11 protein-coding genes and 1 pseudogene are annotated in these 18,600 nt (G+C 39.1%); 1 reads left to right on the top strand and 11 read right to left on the bottom strand.

The genetic code is table 11. The annotated features are described in order from the left end of the window. Nucleotides 1–30 precede the first annotated feature (30 nt). Entirely contained in the window at nt 31–1,020 is a 990-nt protein-coding gene (gene pheS / locus BKK48_RS09260; RefSeq protein WP_077428106.1) for a phenylalanine--tRNA ligase subunit alpha, read from the bottom strand. Between the two features lie 209 nt (nt 1,021–1,229). Between pheS and BKK48_RS09255 the strand changes: the two genes are divergently transcribed. Next, nucleotides 1,230–2,093 (top strand): fructosamine kinase family protein, encoded by an 864-nt coding sequence (locus BKK48_RS09255; RefSeq protein ID WP_077428104.1) that lies wholly within the window; start codon nt 1,230–1,232, stop codon nt 2,091–2,093. Between the two features lie 57 nt (nt 2,094–2,150). Here the strand turns inward: BKK48_RS09255 and BKK48_RS09250 are convergent, their stop codons facing one another. From BKK48_RS09250 to BKK48_RS09205, 10 genes and pseudogenes are all read right to left on the bottom strand, one after another. After that, nucleotides 2,151–3,011, bottom strand: a complete 861-nt coding sequence (locus BKK48_RS09250) for an OmpA family protein (RefSeq protein ID WP_077428102.1) — start codon at nt 3,009–3,011, stop codon at nt 2,151–2,153. A gap of 189 nt (nt 3,012–3,200) precedes the next feature. Continuing rightward, entirely contained in the window at nt 3,201–4,259 is a 1,059-nt protein-coding gene (gene sohB, locus BKK48_RS09245; protein WP_077428100.1) for a protease SohB, read from the bottom strand. Between the two features lie 161 nt (nt 4,260–4,420). After that, nucleotides 4,421–5,773, bottom strand: a complete 1,353-nt coding sequence (qseC, locus tag BKK48_RS09240) for a quorum sensing histidine kinase QseC (protein WP_077428098.1) — start codon at nt 5,771–5,773, stop codon at nt 4,421–4,423. Further along, the gene (locus BKK48_RS09235) at nt 5,763–6,431 is read right to left on the bottom strand and encodes a response regulator (RefSeq protein ID WP_077428188.1); all 669 of its coding nucleotides are present in this window, start codon (nt 6,429–6,431) and stop codon (nt 5,763–5,765) included. The genes qseC and BKK48_RS09235 overlap by 11 nt, the downstream gene beginning before the upstream one ends. A gap of 138 nt (nt 6,432–6,569) precedes the next feature. Next, nucleotides 6,570–6,941 carry a YgiW/YdeI family stress tolerance OB fold protein gene (locus BKK48_RS09230; protein WP_077428096.1) on the bottom strand — a complete coding sequence of 124 codons (372 nt, stop codon included), beginning with the start codon at nt 6,939–6,941 and terminating at the stop codon, nt 6,570–6,572. Nucleotides 6,942–7,139: 198 nt separating this feature from the next. Further along, nucleotides 7,140–9,071, bottom strand: coding sequence for a threonine--tRNA ligase (thrS, locus tag BKK48_RS09225; protein WP_077428094.1), 1,932 nt, complete (start codon nt 9,069–9,071; stop codon nt 7,140–7,142). A 287-nt stretch (nt 9,072–9,358) separates the two neighbouring features. Then, nucleotides 9,359–9,712, bottom strand: a complete 354-nt coding sequence (locus tag BKK48_RS09220) for a hypothetical protein (protein ID WP_077428092.1) — start codon at nt 9,710–9,712, stop codon at nt 9,359–9,361. 1 nt (nt 9,713) lies between these two features. Next, a pseudogene (locus BKK48_RS09215) lies at nt 9,714–10,946 on the bottom strand (hemagglutinin repeat-containing protein); the annotation flags it as partial. A gap of 131 nt (nt 10,947–11,077) precedes the next feature. Next, the gene (locus tag BKK48_RS09210) at nt 11,078–11,335 is read right to left on the bottom strand and encodes a hypothetical protein (protein ID WP_143538862.1); all 258 of its coding nucleotides are present in this window, start codon (nt 11,333–11,335) and stop codon (nt 11,078–11,080) included. A 118-nt stretch (nt 11,336–11,453) separates the two neighbouring features. Beyond that, nucleotides 11,454–18,600: hemagglutinin repeat-containing protein (locus tag BKK48_RS09205; RefSeq protein ID WP_143538860.1), on the bottom strand; the 7,147-nt coding region annotated here is incomplete at its 5' end.

Raw genomic sequence — 18,600 nt, 5'->3', positions numbered from 1 at the left:
ATTCGTTGTTTTATTGCTATTTAAATATCATTATTTGAATTGTTTTAAAAAACGTAAATCGTTTTCAAAGAAGGAACGTAAGTCTGTGACGTTGTAGCGTAACATCGTTAAACGCTCAACCCCCATTCCTACCGCAAAACCGGAATATTCATTAGGATCAATGCCGACATTGCGTAAAACATTTGGGTGAACCATTCCACAGCCTAATACTTCAAGCCATTTACCATTTTTCCCCATTACATCCACTTCAGCAGAAGGTTCGGTAAATGGGAAATAGGAAGGACGGAAACGAACTTGTAAATCTTCTTCAAAAAATGATCGTAAGAAATCATGTAATAAGCCTTTCAATTCCGTAAAATTGGCTTTTTTATCCACATAAAGTAATTCAATTTGATGGAACATTGGGGTGTGGGTTTGATCGTAATCGTTACGATAAACACGCCCCGGCGCCATAATGCGAATAGGCGGCTGCATTTTTTCCATAGTTCTAATTTGAACGCCGGAAGTTTGAGTACGAAGTAATAATTCAGGATTAAACCAGAATGTATCGTGATCTGCCCTTGCCGGATGATGTTTTGGAATATTTAATGCATCAAAATTATAGTAATCACTTTCGATTTCCGGCCCATTTTCCACGGAGAAACCGAGTTCGGAAAAGAACTGGGTAACACGATTAATGGTGATCGTAACAGGGTGTAATCCCCCTTTTTCGATTTTTCTCCCCGGTAAGGTAACATCGACCCGTTCTTTTTCCAATTTAGCATTAAGTTCTGCTTGCTCCCATTCTGATTTTTTAGCATTTAAAAAATCAAGCGCAGCCTGTTTTGCCTCATTAATTTTAGCCCCAATTGCCGGACGCTCTTCTGCCGCAACATTGCGAAGTTCTTGCATTAATTGAGTAAAATGACCTTTTTTACCAAAATATTCGACACGAATTTCATCCAATGCCGATAAACTTTTATTCTCGATCGTATCGATCGCCAATTTTGCTTTCTCTACAAGATCTTTCAGATGTTGCATAACTTTCCTCTGATTAATTTCTATTATTTGAAAATGGGCTTAATGATAATACCAACGCACTAAAAAATCACCCTTTTATTTATCAATTATCCTCTATTTCAGGGGGATTTTATCGCATCATTTAATCTCTAAAAGTTTGAGGTATATCACAGTAATCTTTAGAAAATCTTTTAGAATAAGAGTGAATTTGTTGTGTCTAGGAGATGATTATGTGGAAATCCGTTTCTCAAGTCTTAGCCGATCAATTTGGCGCTTATTATTCAATTAAACACAAGGAATGTATCCACCGTGGAGAAATTCATGAAGCTTGGATTATTGATGATGGCGTTGCGCCTGTTTTTGTCAAAGCCAATGAAAAATCCTACCGCTCAATGTTCCGTGCAGAAGCCGATCAACTTGAAATGTTACGAAAAACGACCGCACTTCATCTCCCGATGGTTTATGGTGTCGGTTGTTCACAAAATCACAGTTTTTTACTTTTAGAAGCGCTTAACATTAAACAACAATCTTCACTTACTGAAGACTTCGGACATCAATTAGCCCAATTGCATCAAATTGCCGGAAATCAATATTATGGATTAGATTTCGATACTTGGCTTGGTCCGGTACATCAACCAAATAAATGGCATGGGAATTGGGCTACTTTTTTTAGCGAGCAGCGTATTGGTTGGCAGCTCCAGTTATGTAAGGACAAGGGACTAGATTTTGGAAATATCGATCAAATCGTTCGTCTCGTTGCACAAAAGCTCGCAAAACATCATCCTAAACCTTCCCTTTTGCACGGTAATTTATGGATTGAAAATGTCTGCGTGGTTAATGATCAAACCTTTAGCTATGATCCCGCATGTTATTGGGGCGATAGGGAATGCGATCTTGCCTTCACCGAACTTTTTGAGCCTTTCCCTGAAAAATTCTATATCAATTATGACCGCACTTTTGCCTTAGATTGGGCGGGATATGAGAAAAGAAAGCCAATTTATCAGCTTTATTATTTGTTAAATTTTAGTCATCGTTTCTTAGGTAATTATATTCATCTTACGCAAAAAACATTATCCGATATTATAGAAAGTTAATTTGAGATAAAAAAATAGCATAACTTTTTGTTATGCTATTTTTCATTCAATCAAAAATTATTTTTGATAAAGAGGTGTAGGCCCTTGCGTTCCGCCATTCACCTGACCACCTTCTTGATGTAATTTCAATACGGAGCCGGAAGCAGTGATCTCTACACGACGGTTAGGACGTAAACAATCCTTCTCTTCTTTACTTGCATGGCGGAAACCTTCACAAGCTTTCACTTGAGGATTTTTACCGTAACCAATTGCTGTAATTTGTGCAGTAACGCCATCTTCAATTAAACGTGCTTTAACACGGTTTGCACGACGTTGAGAAAGGTTCATATTATAGGCATCTGAACCTAAACGGTCAGTATAACCTGCAACTTTAACCTCTTTCGCACCTGATGATTTTAACTGAGCAGCCACATTATCAACCACTTCTTTACCGCGTGGGGTTAACACATCTTTATCGAAATCAAACAGGAAATCACCACTTAATGTGTAAGCAAAGTTACCGTTACATCCGTTTGGATACCAGAAGAAGCTTTGTGCATTGTGGTTTTTATCGAATAAAATTTTGTATTGGCAGATTTTATGTACGCCATTTTCACGGTAGTTAAATGCATAATCCCATTCTTCTACCCCGAATAAACCTTCAGAGAAGTGTGGACGACCAATCAAATTATATAATTGATCTTTATTCATACCACGCTCGATCATACGAACGTTATCCCAATTTGGCCATGAACCGAACTGGCTACCATCATGGTTGAAACCGGACTGATCAATTTTAGGCCATACAAGTTGAGGAACTTGAACACCATCTACATCTTTATATTCCGGCATACCTTCAGCGGTCACTTTGCTTAAGTTACCACAGCCGGCAAGGGTTGCCACAGCAAGGGTAGATAATAAAATACGAGATAATTTCATGTTGTTACCTTTTAATTGTTAAAAGCATTATCCTAAATAAGAAAACATAACTAAGATTGATGAATTCCATGTTAGAAAACTATAAAAGTTTCGGTTGGCTATACTAATAGCAAAAGGTCGTTTTGTAAACATTAAACGACCCTAACTCTCTCTATTTTCTCTGTTTTTTTGTAAAGAAATGTAAATAATTTAATGAATAAAATCTTGCCGATTTTTATGTATATAACGCTGAATTAAACTCTCTACTCGCTCTTCTGCTTGCTGTCCAAGTTTATGTAATAATGGTTTTTTCACCTTATAGGTAACACCTACTACGAATTTTTCTTTCATCTTCTCAAGTAAAAGATCATCACTGGTAGAAATCCCATCAACAAGCTGTAATTCTAATGCCTGCGAACCAAACCAATGCTCCCCGGTTGCCACTTTGTCCATATCCAAGTGCGGTCGATTTTGCTGAACAAATTGTTTAAATAATTGATGGGTTTCTTCCAATTCTTGTTGGAATTTTTGTTTTCCTTTCTCGGTATTTTCTCCTAAAACCGTCATTGTGCGTTTAAATTCTCCTGCGGTCATCACCTCTACATCAACATCATGTTTTTTTAATAAGCGATGAATATTAGGCATTTGGGCCACCACACCAATAGATCCCACTATGGCAAAAGGGGCTGCGATAATGTGATCTGCTACACAAGCCATCATATAGCCTCCGCTCGCCGCCACTTTATCCACCGCTACAGTTAATTTAATACCCTTTTGTTTTAAACGTGCCAGCTGAGAAGCGGCTAACCCATATCCATGAACCACCCCACCCGGGCTTTCTAAACGTAATAGCACCTCATCTTCCGGCGTTGCTACATTAAGAATAGCTGAAATTTCCTCACGAAGTGCCGTGGTCTGCGAAGCGGAAATATCACCTTTAAAATCTAAAACATAAACAGAGGGTTTTGAAGCTTCAACGGCCTCCCCTTTTTTCAGTTTGGCCTTCAACGCTTTCGCTTTTTGCTTTTCTGCTTTCTTTTCCGCTTTTTCCTGCTGTTTCAATTCCTCTTCCGACAAATGAAAATGACGCAATTGTTTTACCGTATTTTCAAAATTTTCCGATAAATCCGTAATCACTAATTCCCCTTGCACACCATTCTTGTGCTGACGTGCAGAAATAATAAAGGCCACAATTGCCCCAATAATCAGCAAGATTGTTAAAATTTCTAAAATAAAAAGACCGTAACCGATAAAAATATCTGTCCACATAATAAATTCCTTTCATTTACCGTTTTCAAGTGGGCTATTGTACTTTAACTCCCACAGGAAGCCCTAACTTTTTAGGGAGTTTTTATAAAATCTCATCTTTTGCAATACATAATCGCCATTTTTATTCTCAAATGCTGTGATTTGTCAGCATTGATTTTTATCTATAATTGGATAACGGCACGAAAGCCGATGATTTTTCCTTCATCCATAACATTTTCTAAGCGAACTTTATAATGATGAAGTTCTGCAATACGAAATACGATAGAAAGACCTAAACCGCTTCCCTTTTCATTTTGTCCTGCAGGACGATAAAAACGTTGTCCTAATCGGGCTAAATCACTTTCACTCACCCCACCGCCATTATCTTCTACAATAATGTGATTTTTAGATAATATTACTTTCACCGAAGCCCCCGGTTTGGCATATTTAATCGCATTATCCAAGAGATTTCTCAACATGAGTGAAACCAAAAAAGGCTGGCCATTCTTTTCAAGAGGGAGAGATTTTTCTTCAAACGACAAGGTAATTTGCCGTTTTTGCGCCCCCATATAAAGCTCACTAATTAAAGAAGGGATAATTTCTTGCCATTTTATCGGCTGTAATTCATCAAGCTCTTTCAAATTATCTAAACGGGATAAGGTTAAAAGTTGTTCAATTAACTGACTGGCACGATCAATGCCTAGGGTTAAATTGCTTAGGGCTTGTTCTCGCATGGCTTTATCATCACCGGCAAGCTGGGCGACTTCTGTTTGAATTCGTAATGCGCTCAAAGGGCTGCGTAACTCATGGGCGGCATCAGAGGTAAAACGGCGTTCTCTTTTTAACATCGCCGAAGTGCGGTCAAAAAATTGATTTAAATTTTTCACTAACGGCAAAATTTCCGTTGGAACGTTTGAAGTGTCAAGTAGCGAAATGTCCCCCGGTTTTCTTCCTAACAGTTCACGGCTTAATTGATTAATCGGTTTTAAGGCTTGGTGAATTAAATAAAAAACCACAGCCAATAAAATCGGTAAGCTGCCAAACCAAATCGCAGTTTGTCCAAAAACCATTTTATTGACTAATTCTTCCCGATATTCAATTTCCTGGCCCACCGCAATACGCAATTCCCCTTGTGCCACCGGTAACCAATAAATTCGCCATTTATCATCATCGTTTTCGATGTAGGCTGAAGCAAATCCTTCTTTATCACTAAAAATAAAATGATCGCCGTTATCCCCATCACTTAATAATCGCTCCCCGTTTTTTGAAAAAATCGCAAAAGCCAGGGCATCGTCATCATATTTTCGTTTTAGGGGTTTAAATCCACCACGATTGAACTCGGTATTACCCAGTAAAATATTTTGTAAATCTGAGGTAGCAAGACGCTCGGCAAACAGCACTTGCTGAGCATCAAACACTTCATAAGCTTCTTTTTTAGCGACTTTCCAAGCCACAAAAGTGGAAATTAGCCACACGAACAGGGCAATCAAAAATAATCCGCTCATCAAGCGGAACTTTAAACTTTTATTTGTCATCATGCTGCCCCAATGCGTAGCCTACACCATGAACAGTACGAATAAATTGTTTACCGAGTTTTTGGCGTAAATTATAAATATGCACATCTAAGGCCGCACTGCTAATTTCCTCTTCCCATGTGGATAATTTTTCTTCAATGGTTGAGCGGGAAAGCACACGATCTTTATTCAGCATAAAAAGCTCTAACAGCTTATATTCCCGAGTGGTAAGAGAAAGCGGTTCATCATTTAATCGAACACTTCGCTGGTTCGGATCAAGGGTAACATTCAGGTGGGTGAGTAGCGGTGTGGTATGTCCATAGCTACGGCGGATCAACGCTTGCAGACGTGCAATAACTTCTGCCAGTGCAAAAGGCTTACAAAGATAATCATCCGCCCCTTTTTGCAGCCCTTTTACACGTTCATCTAAGGTATCACGCGCCGTCAAAATCAGCACAGGAATAGACTGATTATGGCTTCGCCATTGTTGTAACACATCCAATCCATCCATTTTCGGCAAGGTGAGATCTAACACAACCGCATCATAGGGCGCGGCATTGAGGGCATTAAAACCGGTTTTTCCATCTGTAAACCAATCCACCACAAATCCGGATTTGGATAACCCTATTTGTAGCCCGTTGCCGATTAACGCATCATCTTCAATTAATAAAATTCGCATAAATTTATTCACAAACTCGTTCATTCGTTTGTTCACCTCTCACGAGGCCGTTGGCAAAGCCAACCTTCAAAAACATTGCTTTTTGTGACCGCACTTTCAAAACGAAATGGTGAGCAAAATGCCCACCATTTCCAATGATTAATTCACTTTTTCAATGCTATATACATCAACTTCTGCTTTTTCAAAGGCATCGTTGTCTAATTTTCCACTGATTTTAACTTTATCTTGCGGCCCTACATTTAAACCGTTCCATACACGATTTTTGATTTCCACTTTAATTTGTGCCGAACCATCGCTGAAAAGATAATCGTCTTTATCAATTTGCTGAGTAATATTTCCCACTAAACTCACCATCGTGTTATCTTTTTCCGATAAAGCTTGTTTAACACTGATCACTTGTGCAGGCGCTTGTTTAAATCCACCTTGCGTGGTATTGGTATTTCCATTAAAACCGGCAAAAGCTGTTGAGGTCGCAATGGCAAGCAATGTGGTTAATGTTAATTTTTTCATAAAGTTTTCCTCTTAAATTTAGGGTTAATCATTCATTTTTCAAAGCATTGTTGCTTTGTTGAGGTGTATTAAACCGCATAAATCTTAAGAAAAAGTTAAGAAACCTTCATTTTTCTTAAAATTGATAAAAAAGGCTAGTAACAACCTAGCCTTTTATCGTTTACCGCCTACAAAGTGCGGTTGTTTTTTACGGTGTTTTTATTCTTCGTTGAGTAATTTTAATTCACGGTTTCTTACTTGTTTTTTCAAGATTTCCGCAAATTCTTCTACACTGAACGAGCCAAGATCAACCCCTTTACGGGTACGCACTGCCACCTTACCTTCTGCGATTTCTTTATCACCACAAACCAGCATATAAGGCACACGGCGTAAAGTATGTTCACGAATTTTAAAGCCGACTTTTTCGTTTCGTAAATCCGTTTTCACCCGTAGCCCCGCATCAGATAGCTGTTTTGCAACCTGTTGTACATAATCGGCTTGGCTATCGGTGATATTCATCACCACAGCTTGTGTTGGGGCTAACCATGGTGGGAAGAAACCGGCGTATTCTTCCGTAATGATCCCGATGAAACGCTCTATTGAACCCAAAATTGCACGGTGGATCATCACCGGTGTTTTACGTCCATTATCTTCGGCAACATAAGTCGCCTCTAAGCGACCCGGTAAGGCAAAGTCTAACTGCACCGTACCGCATTGCCATTCACGACCTAAACTATCACGCAATGCAAATTCAATTTTCGGCCCATAGAATGCCCCTTCGCCTTCTTGAACTTCATATTCAAGCTGATTATGTGCCAAGGCAGCAGCAAGGCCTGCTTCTGCACGATCCCACATTTCATCCGAACCAATACGGTTTTCAGGACGGGTGGAAAGCTTCACATAAATATCGTTAAAACCGAAGGTGCTGTAAATGTCGTAAACCATTTTAATACAGCTGGTTACTTCACTTTCGATTTGATCTTCCGTACAGAAAATATGGGCATCATCTTGGGTGAAACCACGCACACGCATTAACCCATGTAAAGAACCGGAAGGCTCGTTACGGTGGCAAGAACCAAATTCCGCCATACGAATAGGTAAATCACGGTAAGATTTTAACCCTTGATTGAAAATCTGCACATGCCCCGGGCAGTTCATCGGTTTAATGGCATATTCACGATTTTCCGATTGTGTCGTAAACATGAGATCGCCATAGTTTTGCCAATGCCCTGTTTTCTCCCACAATACACGATCCATCATAAACGGACCTTTCACTTCTTGATAATCGTATTCTTTTAATTTCGTGCGAACAAAGGTTTCAAGCTCACGGAAAATTGTCCAACCATCATTGTGCCAAAACACCATACCCGGTGCTTCTTCTTGCATATGGTACAAATCTAAGGCTTTACCGATTTTACGGTGATCACGTTTTGCCGCTTCTTCCAAACGTTGTAAATATTCGGCTAATTGTTTTTTATCTGCCCAAGCTGTGCCATAGATACGTTGTAACATTTTATTTTTGCTATCACCACGCCAATATGCACCTGCCACTTTTTGTAATTTGAAATGATGGCAAAAACGCATATTCGGCACATGTGGCCCACGACACATATCAATATATTCTTCATGATGATATAACGCCGGCGTTGCCGTGCGTTCAATATTCTCATCTAAAATTGCCATTTTGTACGGCTCGCCACGTTGCTCAAAGGTATCTCGTGCCTCTTGCCAGCTCACGCGTTTTTTCACCACGTCATAATTGGTTTTCGCCAATTCAAGCATACGTTTTTCAATGGCCTCTAAATCATCTTGAGTTAAAGAGCGATCTAAGTCCACATCATAATAAAAGCCATTTTCAATCGTAGGGCCAATCGCCATTTTCACATCTGGAAATAATTGTTTGATAGCATGGCCTAATAAATGAGCGCAAGAATGGCGGATAATTTCTAAACCGTCTTCATCTTTTGCGGTAATGATTTCCAATGTGGCATCTTGCTCGATAAGATCACAGGCATCACGGCGTTCACCGTTGACACGACCGGCAATGGTTGCTTTGGCAAGACCTGCACCAATATCCTGAGCCACTTCAAGTACGGAAAGAGGGCGATCAAATTGACGTTGGGAACCGTCAGGTAAAGTAATAATTGGCATAGTTATTCCTTAATACAGTGGTCACCCATACGAAAGGTGACATGTTCGTTTAAAATTTCAATAAAATTAACCGCACTGAGCTTCATTCCTACCATTGAATGAAAAAAGTGCGGTCGCAAATTCTATCATTTTCTTATTCGCTTGTTAAACAGAAAACTTGGGACTTATACCCCCATTTGAATACCAACATCCATTCAATAAAAGAACAATGAAAGGAAAAATATATCGCATATTATTTGCCACCTATTTTCATTAATAAACATGTCTAAACTCCAATAGTATCCTATTTATAAATTGCACTTACCCTTATCCCATTTAGGATTTTGAAAGCCACATTCTGCGGGTGTTAAATGAATATATCCTTTATTAATCATACAACGATAAAAAAGATCCGATTCCGCTACAGTAGTGATGCTTGCCTCATCATAATCTCCATATTTTCCGCCACAAGCAACAACGTCTTTCCATCGTTTTTCTGAATTTGTTTTTCCTAAACTATATGGTTTTTGATAACGAGATACTGAGGGAAATACCTTTCCTTTATCAACACAGTTCACCATTTGAGGTGTGTAGAAACACCCATTAGAATAAAAACAACTTGATAGTGATAAACAACCAATTAATAAAAATATTTTCTTCATATTAATGCCCCCCTATTTGTATTAGAACTTCTACAAAATCAGAAGACAAAACATCCGCAACTGCAAATGGCGCTGATAGAGGTATTGCAACCACTGTCGTTACTGTTGAAGCGACACTTGTAAATGAATTTTTCTTGGCTGTGTTTCCTTGCTTGTCATACCATCCCCAAATTTGCCCTCCTGTAAAATCATGAGTTCCAGCAAAAGATTCCACTGTAAAATCTGAGATAGAACCTACCTCATACGGAAATCTTTTAAAATGAAGATTCCATTCACCTTTAACTGACTGAAAGCCTCCTGTTTCTCCATATAATCCTGCTGCTTTTTCATTCTGTGCAGGATCTATAGTATCACTTAATACTTTATCTCCTTTTCCTATAAAATTGATAGAACCATCGCTATTTTGTGAACAACTTCCCATTCCGCTATTACAAATCACATCAACATCAATCCTCACCCCACCTAGTTTCACCCCATCAAAATAACCACTATCATAGCTATCATTACGAAGAACTTGACCTGTTTTCGCATCTTTAATGCCTTTAAATAATCTTGAGTTTTTCAATGTTTCTTCCCTCATCTTCGTTGCGGCTAACTGCAATGTCCCTTGGGTTATCGCCACATCAGGTGAACCGGCTACAATACCAACCACGGTTTCAAGTAAGCGTTTTTGATATTGCAGCTTATAAATTTCATTATAAAGTGCGGTCTTTTCTTCCTCTGTTTTGGCTTCCTTAATTTGTTTTCTTAAGTCCGCTTGTTGAGTAGAGGTGATGATTGCCCCTTTTAAATCCGTGTGGTTATTCACATTGATGTGATAACCCTCATCCCCCGCATAAATCCCCGCTTGTTCATTCACGCTCGCATGCTCGGCATTAATTTTCGATTGGCTATAACTGCCCCCTACGGCAACCCCATAACCTACCGTCACACTCCCTGCCATGTTCATTTGTTTGCCTTTGTAAGTAGCGGTATCTTGTAGGCTTTCAATGTTGAGGTTTTGGGCATCAAGTTGGATTTTTTGGCCTTTGAGTTGGCTGCCAATCAAGTTTGCATCACCACCTGCTATCACGGTCATTTGGCTATTTGCATCTCCCACATGGCTTGCCACATAGGTTTTCTCATCACCATTGCCGTAACCCTTACCATAGTTACCACCTAATGTCACACCGGCCGCCACGCCATTGCTCACTTTAATCGCCACCCCGGCATTAAAACCAGCTGATTTGTTGGTGTGAAAAATAAAAGTACGGTCAATCCTCAAGCTGTTTTAAAACTTTTTGAAAATAAACCGCACTTTACCATCAAGGTTAAATTGATTTTCACCTCGTTTTTTTGATCTAATTTATTTTTGCTCTCTCTAATCTATTTTTTTAACTCTGTTTTAGAACTATAGCGATACAACCCATGTTGTTCCAAGCAAGAGTAAACTTCACTTTTCGTTTTACCTATTAGTGATTCACCGGTTTTCGGCTCAACTTTACATAACTCAAAAACAAAATTTTTCTTATAAGTTCTCTTATTAGCCTGTTCCTCCCATTTTTCAGAACAGCATTTTTCTGTAATGTTATAAGAAGGATCCCTTATGTCCCAAAACATAATTTCTCCTACTGGTTCATTCACACACCACCCACTAAGAGAACTACATTTGTGATATGTATTAGGAAAAAATTCTTCAAATCCAAATAAGCACCCAGATAACCCAAATGTACAAAGCAAAATAATACTTCTCACATTAACCTCATTCGTTATCATTAAATTTATTGATAGGGATCACTTTTCTCATCTCAAGTTTGTTATCTAATCTATACTCATTCTGATAAATAGGATTTCGATACCCTTGATCTTGACAGAATTTATTCCCTAATCCACCACAATTATGTGGTGAAGCATCACTTTTGAATATATCATAGGCTAACTTCCATAAAGGATAATTTTGATTATTAACAGTTTGAGTTGAGGGATTCCAACCAATTAAAATCCCAATACCATCATTTCCATCATTGTCTAGTAATATATGACTTCCACTCAGTTTATTAAATACCCTATCTGCATTTTTTACATTCGTAGCAGGTCCTAACATTTTCATTGTTGTACCAGATAAATCAACATTCTGTTCTAAATTATTTAATGCATTAGTGACTGTTAATGTTCCTCTACTATGAGAACCAATAAACAGTCCTTGCTTTCCATATTTTTCCATCAAATTTTTACCCTGAATTGTTGAGTTACCTAATCCCCCAATATTTCCTTCAAAATATTTTTGATAGCCTGCTACAAGTAGTTCAGGTAAAAGTCCATTTGCTTCTGGATTATGAATAAAATATAAGTTTTTATAAATCCTGTTGTTATTTTCATCAGTGACATAATTTTGTGTCGCATATTTTGCTGCATTTTGTAGCTGGTTAAAAATACCATTAAATCCAACTACTACTTTCTCTGTATATTTTTCTGTTTCTGGATCTATATACCCTGTTTTTCTCAATCTATTACGCTGCTGATCTAAGACTTCATAGAGTTGATAAATATTTTTACCCTTAGATACCTCTAAAGAAATATAATCTGTAATATACTTTTCGAGCTTGTCTTCAGAGATCCCTTCCTTTTTAGCCTGCATCTTAGCTTCCCCTTCCATTTCATCCAATATTTTTTTATCTTTTATTGGTTTTCCATCTTTATCTGTTACATAACCCATCATTCGATGCTCCGCAATAAACTGACTTCGATACGCTTCATCAGTAAATCCTGCCACATTTTTCGCAAAACCTTGAATAGTTCCTACATCCTGCTCAACGTCCTTCTGCATTTTTGCATAATCCACTTTTTCAAGTTTATTGCTTTCTTGTTTAGTCGATTTTTTGATGGATTTAATATTTTCTTTACCTTCCGTGCTACCAATATTGAAATTCCCTTCGCTTATCACCGAATAGGTCATGCTTTGACGATTTTCACTTTGCTTGCTATTGCTGGCTAAGTTGGTTAATCCCACTTTAGCGAGTGCATACAAATCTGTACTGTGGATGTCATCCGTCCCCAAACCAAATTTCACCGCTGATTCATTGGCTTTATTTGGATTAGCTTGCTCAAAGGTTTCACCTTCTCTACCCTTTCGATAAATATCATTGAGTTCTTTGTCTTCGTCAGAAGTTTGGTCTCGACCAAAAGATACACCTCCTGTCAGTCCCATTGCTGACGATTTGGCATTGGAATAATTTTGAATATTAGAATATTCAAAATCTTGTGCTGTGAACTGATTTTTTTCTTTCTGCGCTTGTGAAAGTATTGCGCCCCCCGTTAAGGAAACTTTATTTTTAACGTTTATATCATAACCATTATCACCTGCATAAATCCCCGCTTGTTCATTCACGCTCGCATGCTCGGCATTAATTTTCGATTGGTTATAACTGCCCCCTACGGAAACCCCATAACCCACCGTCACACTCCCTGCCATGTTCATTTGTTTGCCTTTGTAAGTAGCGGTATCTTGTAGGCTTTCAATGTTGAGGTTTTGGGCATCAAGTTGGATTTTTTGGCCTTTGAGTTGGCTGCCAATCAAGTTTGCATAACCACCTGCTATCACGGTCGTTTGGCTATTTGCATCTCCCACATGGCTTGCCACATAGGTTTTCTCATCACCATTGCCGTAACCCTTACCATAGTTACCACCTAATGTCACACCAGCCGCCACACCATTGCTCACTTTAATCGCCACCCCGGCATTAAAACCGGCTGATTTGTTGGTGCTGCGTTCTTTGTGGCTTTGCTCCGCTGCTGTGATGTTGATATCGTTATCTGCAATAAGATGGGTTCCGCCTTTGCCTGAAACATCAGCGCCTTTGATGTGGATATTGGAATCTTTCCCTGCTCCCGTGGCAATGATATTCACCTTGCCACCGGCATTGACTTGGGATGTAGCGGCCGTTTTGCCTTCTGCATGAGTTTGGTTGACACTTTTTTGTTGTCCATAAGTGATTTGAACCCCCACCACAGAATCCACGCCACCTTCGCCCAGGGCATCTTGAACGGCTTTTCCTGCCTGTCCCACCGCTTGTCCTGCCCGATAAGCATCCATCGCAACATTTGCTGCTGCCATGGCATTGACTCGGTCATTCTTGCTTTTACCCACTTTTTCACTGGATTTAACCGTGCTTTGTACCGCTTGAAGTGCAGAAATGATGGGTGAAGTGATAGCAAGTGTTAAGCCTTTTTGCTCAAAGGTTTGTTTGGTGTTGGTTTCGTATTTGTCCTCAGCAGATTGAATGTTCACCTGCTGAGCAAGGATATTCACATCACCTTTTACCGAACTCAGGCTACTCGCCCTTTGGCTGTAATGGTTTTCTGCGATAAGCGTGCTATCGCCTTTTAAGCTCCCTACTTGCGAAGCGGTGGCATAATACTTGGTTTGGTCGGATTCCAACGTTTGTTTTTGGCGACCTAACGTAATGCCTATCCCACCACTCAATAATCCGGATTTTTTCTTGCTGTAAAAATCTTCTGAATAAATCCGGTTTTCGGCTTCTTTGATGTCGATGTTTTTCCCTTGTATCTTTAAGCCGTTTTCAGCAACAACATTGGCGCCTTGTATATTCACATTACCATAGCTGGAGTGGAGGGTGATGTTGTCAGCATCTAGGCTTGAACCTTCGGCTAAATCGTAGGTATGGATATGGCGGCGGATTTCAGTTTTAGACTGAAGCACGCCACGCTTTGTCCACTTTCTCCCCTCTGAAAGCTTCTCCTGCTGACGACTTTCTTCAATATGAATATCACCTTCAGATAACACTTGCATTTCACCTTGACTACTTGCTGAAACACCTCGCATTTCGACCGCACTTTTGCCCACAAAGCGGCTGTTACCCTCGAGGTTAAATTGATTACCTACCTCGTTTTTTTGGTCGAGCTTATAATAGTTATCACTGTCTTTGATATAGTGCTGTCTATTTTCAGTTTCCACCGTGCCAAAATTGAGTTTATCGCCGGCTTGGAAATCTGCATCACCTTTCACGCTGATATTCGCACCTTTGACAGTTAAGGATTCTTTGGCATAAAGGCTTACTTTTCCACGATGTGCCTCATCACCTACCTGAATAGACGCAATTTTATCAATGTTTCGGTGTTTAAAACGCCCATTATCAGCCGTCTCGGACAGGGTGCTTTCAATATTAATATTTTTCGCACTGCCTACGAGATTTTCACTCGCTTTCAATACACCACCTAAATTATCAAGACGATTTTTGGCAAACAGATATAAATCCCGACCTTGCAGACTTCCACCTAAATTTTCAATGTTGTTTGCACTCAAATGTGTGAGGTTACGCCCAGCAATCACGCCACTGTTTTGAATATCTCCTTTAGTGTTGATGAGCACATCATTGGCTGAAATGAGCGCACCACGGCTATCAATATCAGTATTGCGTGCCACAATATAAACTTGTGGGGCTAACACGGTTATTTTTGTCCCATCTTTTAAGGTGACATCTTTTTTCACCATCCACACCATATCTGTGGTGAGTTCTTTCATCTGTTCGGCTGTTAATGCTACCCCCGGTAAAAGATTCCATTTTTTCGCATAATAGGCTCCGTTATCCATCAAGGCTTTGTATTGTTCGTAATCAGAATGATAGTTTTCTAAAAAACGTCTGCCTGTCAGTTGATTAATTTGCTCGTTTACCAAGCGTTGCTCATAGAAGCCATCGCCCAAGCGTTTGAGAAGATTTTGAGGATCACTACGCAGTGCGTTGAACATATAATCCGAACTGAGCCATTTTGTGCGGTCGGTAAAACGAGGATCTGTTTCGATTAAGAATGATCCTGACTTCGGATTGATTTTATAAAGACTTGCTTGAGGTAAAGAAATATCCGGCAAGTGGGTTTTAATGCCGAGATTATCTTGATTTTTCATCACTCCGGAAGTGATATTTTCCAAGTTGACGGATTTTACATTTAACTCTGTTGCTAACGGTGTTTTTTGAGCAACAGAAATTCCCTGAAAATCGCTTTTATTATCAACCTGTTTACCGGTTGAACTCACTTTTTCACCAATTATCAATAAGTCTAAACCAAAATTAAAATGTTTGGTTTCGTGTACATCCGTAAAATCACTGTAGTTGTGGTAATGGTAATATTTTTTTCTTTTCCTTCTAATTCTTCTTTCTTGGACAAATTCACCTTTGTCAGTAACATCAATATTACCAATCAAATCTTCATTATCTAATTTAGAAAGCGTACTACTAAGCCATCCGTTTGTACGTTCAGTAAATATTTTGTCATCTAGTAATAATTTTTGCCCCACTAAGATTTGGCTCTGTTTGTTCTTCAAATCTTCACCAGAAAGATGCAGTTCGCTACCAATCAAAATTTTAGCTGGATCTTGATATTCAATTGTGGTTGTCGTGGTTGTTCTCGTATATCGCCAATCTTTCCAACCTTCTCCAGCAACTCGCTTACCATCATTTAATTGGAAATAAGAATAACGACTACGGCTACCATTATTGACATTATAGTATCCATCTACACCATCACGATAGCGGTGGGTATCATTGCCCAAGGCTAGTTCTCTTATCCATTCTTTTTCAACTTTTGTCCCTAATTTTAAATGCAGATCATGGTTTAAAAGCTGATATGAACGAATCCAAGCATTGCCGAGAGATTCAATGGTCGCACTGCCATTATCGACACGCTTTGCATAGCCAATAGCTTGATGGTTTTCATCTAACTTTCCGCCAATATGGAGCGTGCCTAAGCTCATAATCAGTGCATGGTTGCGATTAACAAGCTCTCCGACACCGAGATCAAGACGCTCACGGGCGGCAATCGTTGCAGATTGTCCTTCTGCATTTTCAAAATTATTCAGTCTATCCGCCTCAATCGCTAAATGTGTACCATAAAGACGTGCTTCACCGAGATTATTCACTTCATCGGCTTTAATCACCGTGGTATCACCGTCAATCAATCCGAAATTATCGACTTTCTTCCCTTGAATATCTGTGTGACTGGAAGAAATTTCTGCATTGCTATTATTTTTAATCGTTTCACCTTGAATTGATGCACGATTTCCAATGACAAGTTGGGTATTGTTGATAAAGTCACCTTTGGTATTAAAGGTGAGGTTGTTCCCAACACCCAACGCTTTATTCAGTGTGAAACTCTCTTTTAAAGCGATATTTAAATCGCCTTTTGTCTTCATCGAACCTTCATTTATCAATGTTTTGGCTTGTAAGATTATTGAAGAAAGTGATTCAATCAGCCCTAAGGTATTATCCACAACAAGGGTAAAATGAGGATTGGTAATATCAACCCGACCGGTAGATAAAATTTCCCCCTGTTGATTATTAAGTGATTGATTTACCGATATATTGGCTGATCTCCCCACATAAATTCCACCATCTTGGTTATCTAAATGATCTGCATTAACAATCACTTCACCGGCTTGGATACCTTGCGTTGGTGTAGATTGGCTCGCTTTAGTTTGTTGGTTATTGATATTTGCTACATTCAACGCCAGACGATTTGAAGCCGTTAAAAGTGAACCACTTGTTCCATTTGCACGATTATCAAGATCGATTAAATTTATTTCAGCCTGTTTTGCTTGAACAATACCGCCACGATTGTCCAAATGAGAACCAGATAAGGTTAATGAATTTTGTGCAGTCATCACACCTTGAGTATTATTTATTTCTGCCGCAGAAATAACTGCCTCTTTAGCCGAAATATCACCTTGTTCATTATTAAGTGAGGCCGTTTTAATAATAAAATTGCTCTCGCCTTGAAGCACACCTTGGCGATTATCAATATATTCTGCACCTAAAACTGCCTGAGATGCTGCGGAAATCATCCCCTCTTGATTCAGAAGATTTTTCGTATTTAACGTCAGATCCCCTTTGCTATAAACAATACCTTGATGCTGATTATTCAATTGGTTAACGGACAGATTCGCTTTATTGCCGGCAATAATTTTTCCCTTTTCATTATTTACTTGATGACCGGATAAGGAAACTTGCTCCGCCAAAACTTCACCTTGTTGGTTATTAAATATTGCAGAATGAATGTCGATATTGTTTTTTCCAAACAAATAACCTAATTGAGAATCAATCTTTCCTGTGTTTGTATCAATTGATAAACGATTATTCGACCAAAGTACGCCTTGACGATTTTGAATTGATGGGCTTTGAATAGAAAGCGCGCCTTCAACTGACATTTTACCTTGCGTATTATCTAATCCCTCTTTTAGATTTAAAGAGAACGTTTCTGTACCACGTTGAATCCAACTACCTTGCTGATTATTTAATTTATCGGTGTCTACTTCAAAATATCCTGCATTTAAATGGGCTTGATGGGTTGAAATCTCGTTTGGATTAGACAGTGAAGTGCGGTCTTCACTATATAATGTAGCTTGATTAAGATTTAACAGCGATTGAGTCGATTGAATGGCAACACGATGGGCACTTAACTGACTTCCAGATAAATCAACTTTTCTTGATTCAACGTTAATCGTTCCACTTGCTAAATGTTTAGCGTTTGAGGTCATCGCCTCCGTTGCAGAAATAATAACATTTGCACCTTGTAAATTTTGTTGATTGAGCCATCTCATTTCACCTTGAGCGGTATCTTGAACACTCACACCGGCCGCAATCAATGCACCATTTTTAACCTTGACTTGTGTTGCTTGATAAGCAATATCCCCTTTTGACACCGTCTCACCGGTTTGTTCAATCGTGTCTTTTGCTTGTAGAGAAATGCCATTTTGACGAGAAACGATCGAACCTTTTTGCTCAATATTTTTTTGTGAACGAACTGCAATATCACCCTGTTTCGTTTCAATTTTACCCGTATTTTCAATGGTTTTACTTGAATGAATACGGGCGTGTTGTGTGGCACTGATAGTTCCG

Source organism: Rodentibacter heidelbergensis, from assembly GCF_002000125.1.
In the GTDB taxonomy this organism is placed as follows: domain Bacteria; phylum Pseudomonadota; class Gammaproteobacteria; order Enterobacterales; family Pasteurellaceae; genus Rodentibacter; species Rodentibacter heidelbergensis.
Note: the sequence above shows the minus strand (reverse complement) of the source record. Positions and strands in the feature narration are given on the sequence as shown.

What these genes read in the sequence shown, in the direction of transcription:
- pheS (WP_077428106.1), bottom strand. Translation starts at nt 1,020, where the DNA reads ATGCAACATCTGAAAGATCTTGTAGAGAAAGCAAAATTGGCGATCGAT.
- BKK48_RS09255 (WP_077428104.1), top strand. Translation starts at nt 1,230, where the DNA reads ATGTGGAAATCCGTTTCTCAAGTCTTAGCCGATCAATTTGGCGCTTAT.
- BKK48_RS09250 (WP_077428102.1), bottom strand. Translation starts at nt 3,011, where the DNA reads ATGAAATTATCTCGTATTTTATTATCTACCCTTGCTGTGGCAACCCTT.
- sohB (WP_077428100.1), bottom strand. Translation starts at nt 4,259, where the DNA reads ATGTGGACAGATATTTTTATCGGTTACGGTCTTTTTATTTTAGAAATT.
- qseC (WP_077428098.1), bottom strand. Translation starts at nt 5,773, where the DNA reads ATGACAAATAAAAGTTTAAAGTTCCGCTTGATGAGCGGATTATTTTTG.
- BKK48_RS09235 (WP_077428188.1), bottom strand. Translation starts at nt 6,431, where the DNA reads ATGCGAATTTTATTAATTGAAGATGATGCGTTAATCGGCAACGGGCTA.
- BKK48_RS09230 (WP_077428096.1), bottom strand. Translation starts at nt 6,941, where the DNA reads ATGAAAAAATTAACATTAACCACATTGCTTGCCATTGCGACCTCAACA.
- thrS (WP_077428094.1), bottom strand. Translation starts at nt 9,071, where the DNA reads ATGCCAATTATTACTTTACCTGACGGTTCCCAACGTCAATTTGATCGC.
- BKK48_RS09220 (WP_077428092.1), bottom strand. Translation starts at nt 9,712, where the DNA reads ATGAAGAAAATATTTTTATTAATTGGTTGTTTATCACTATCAAGTTGT.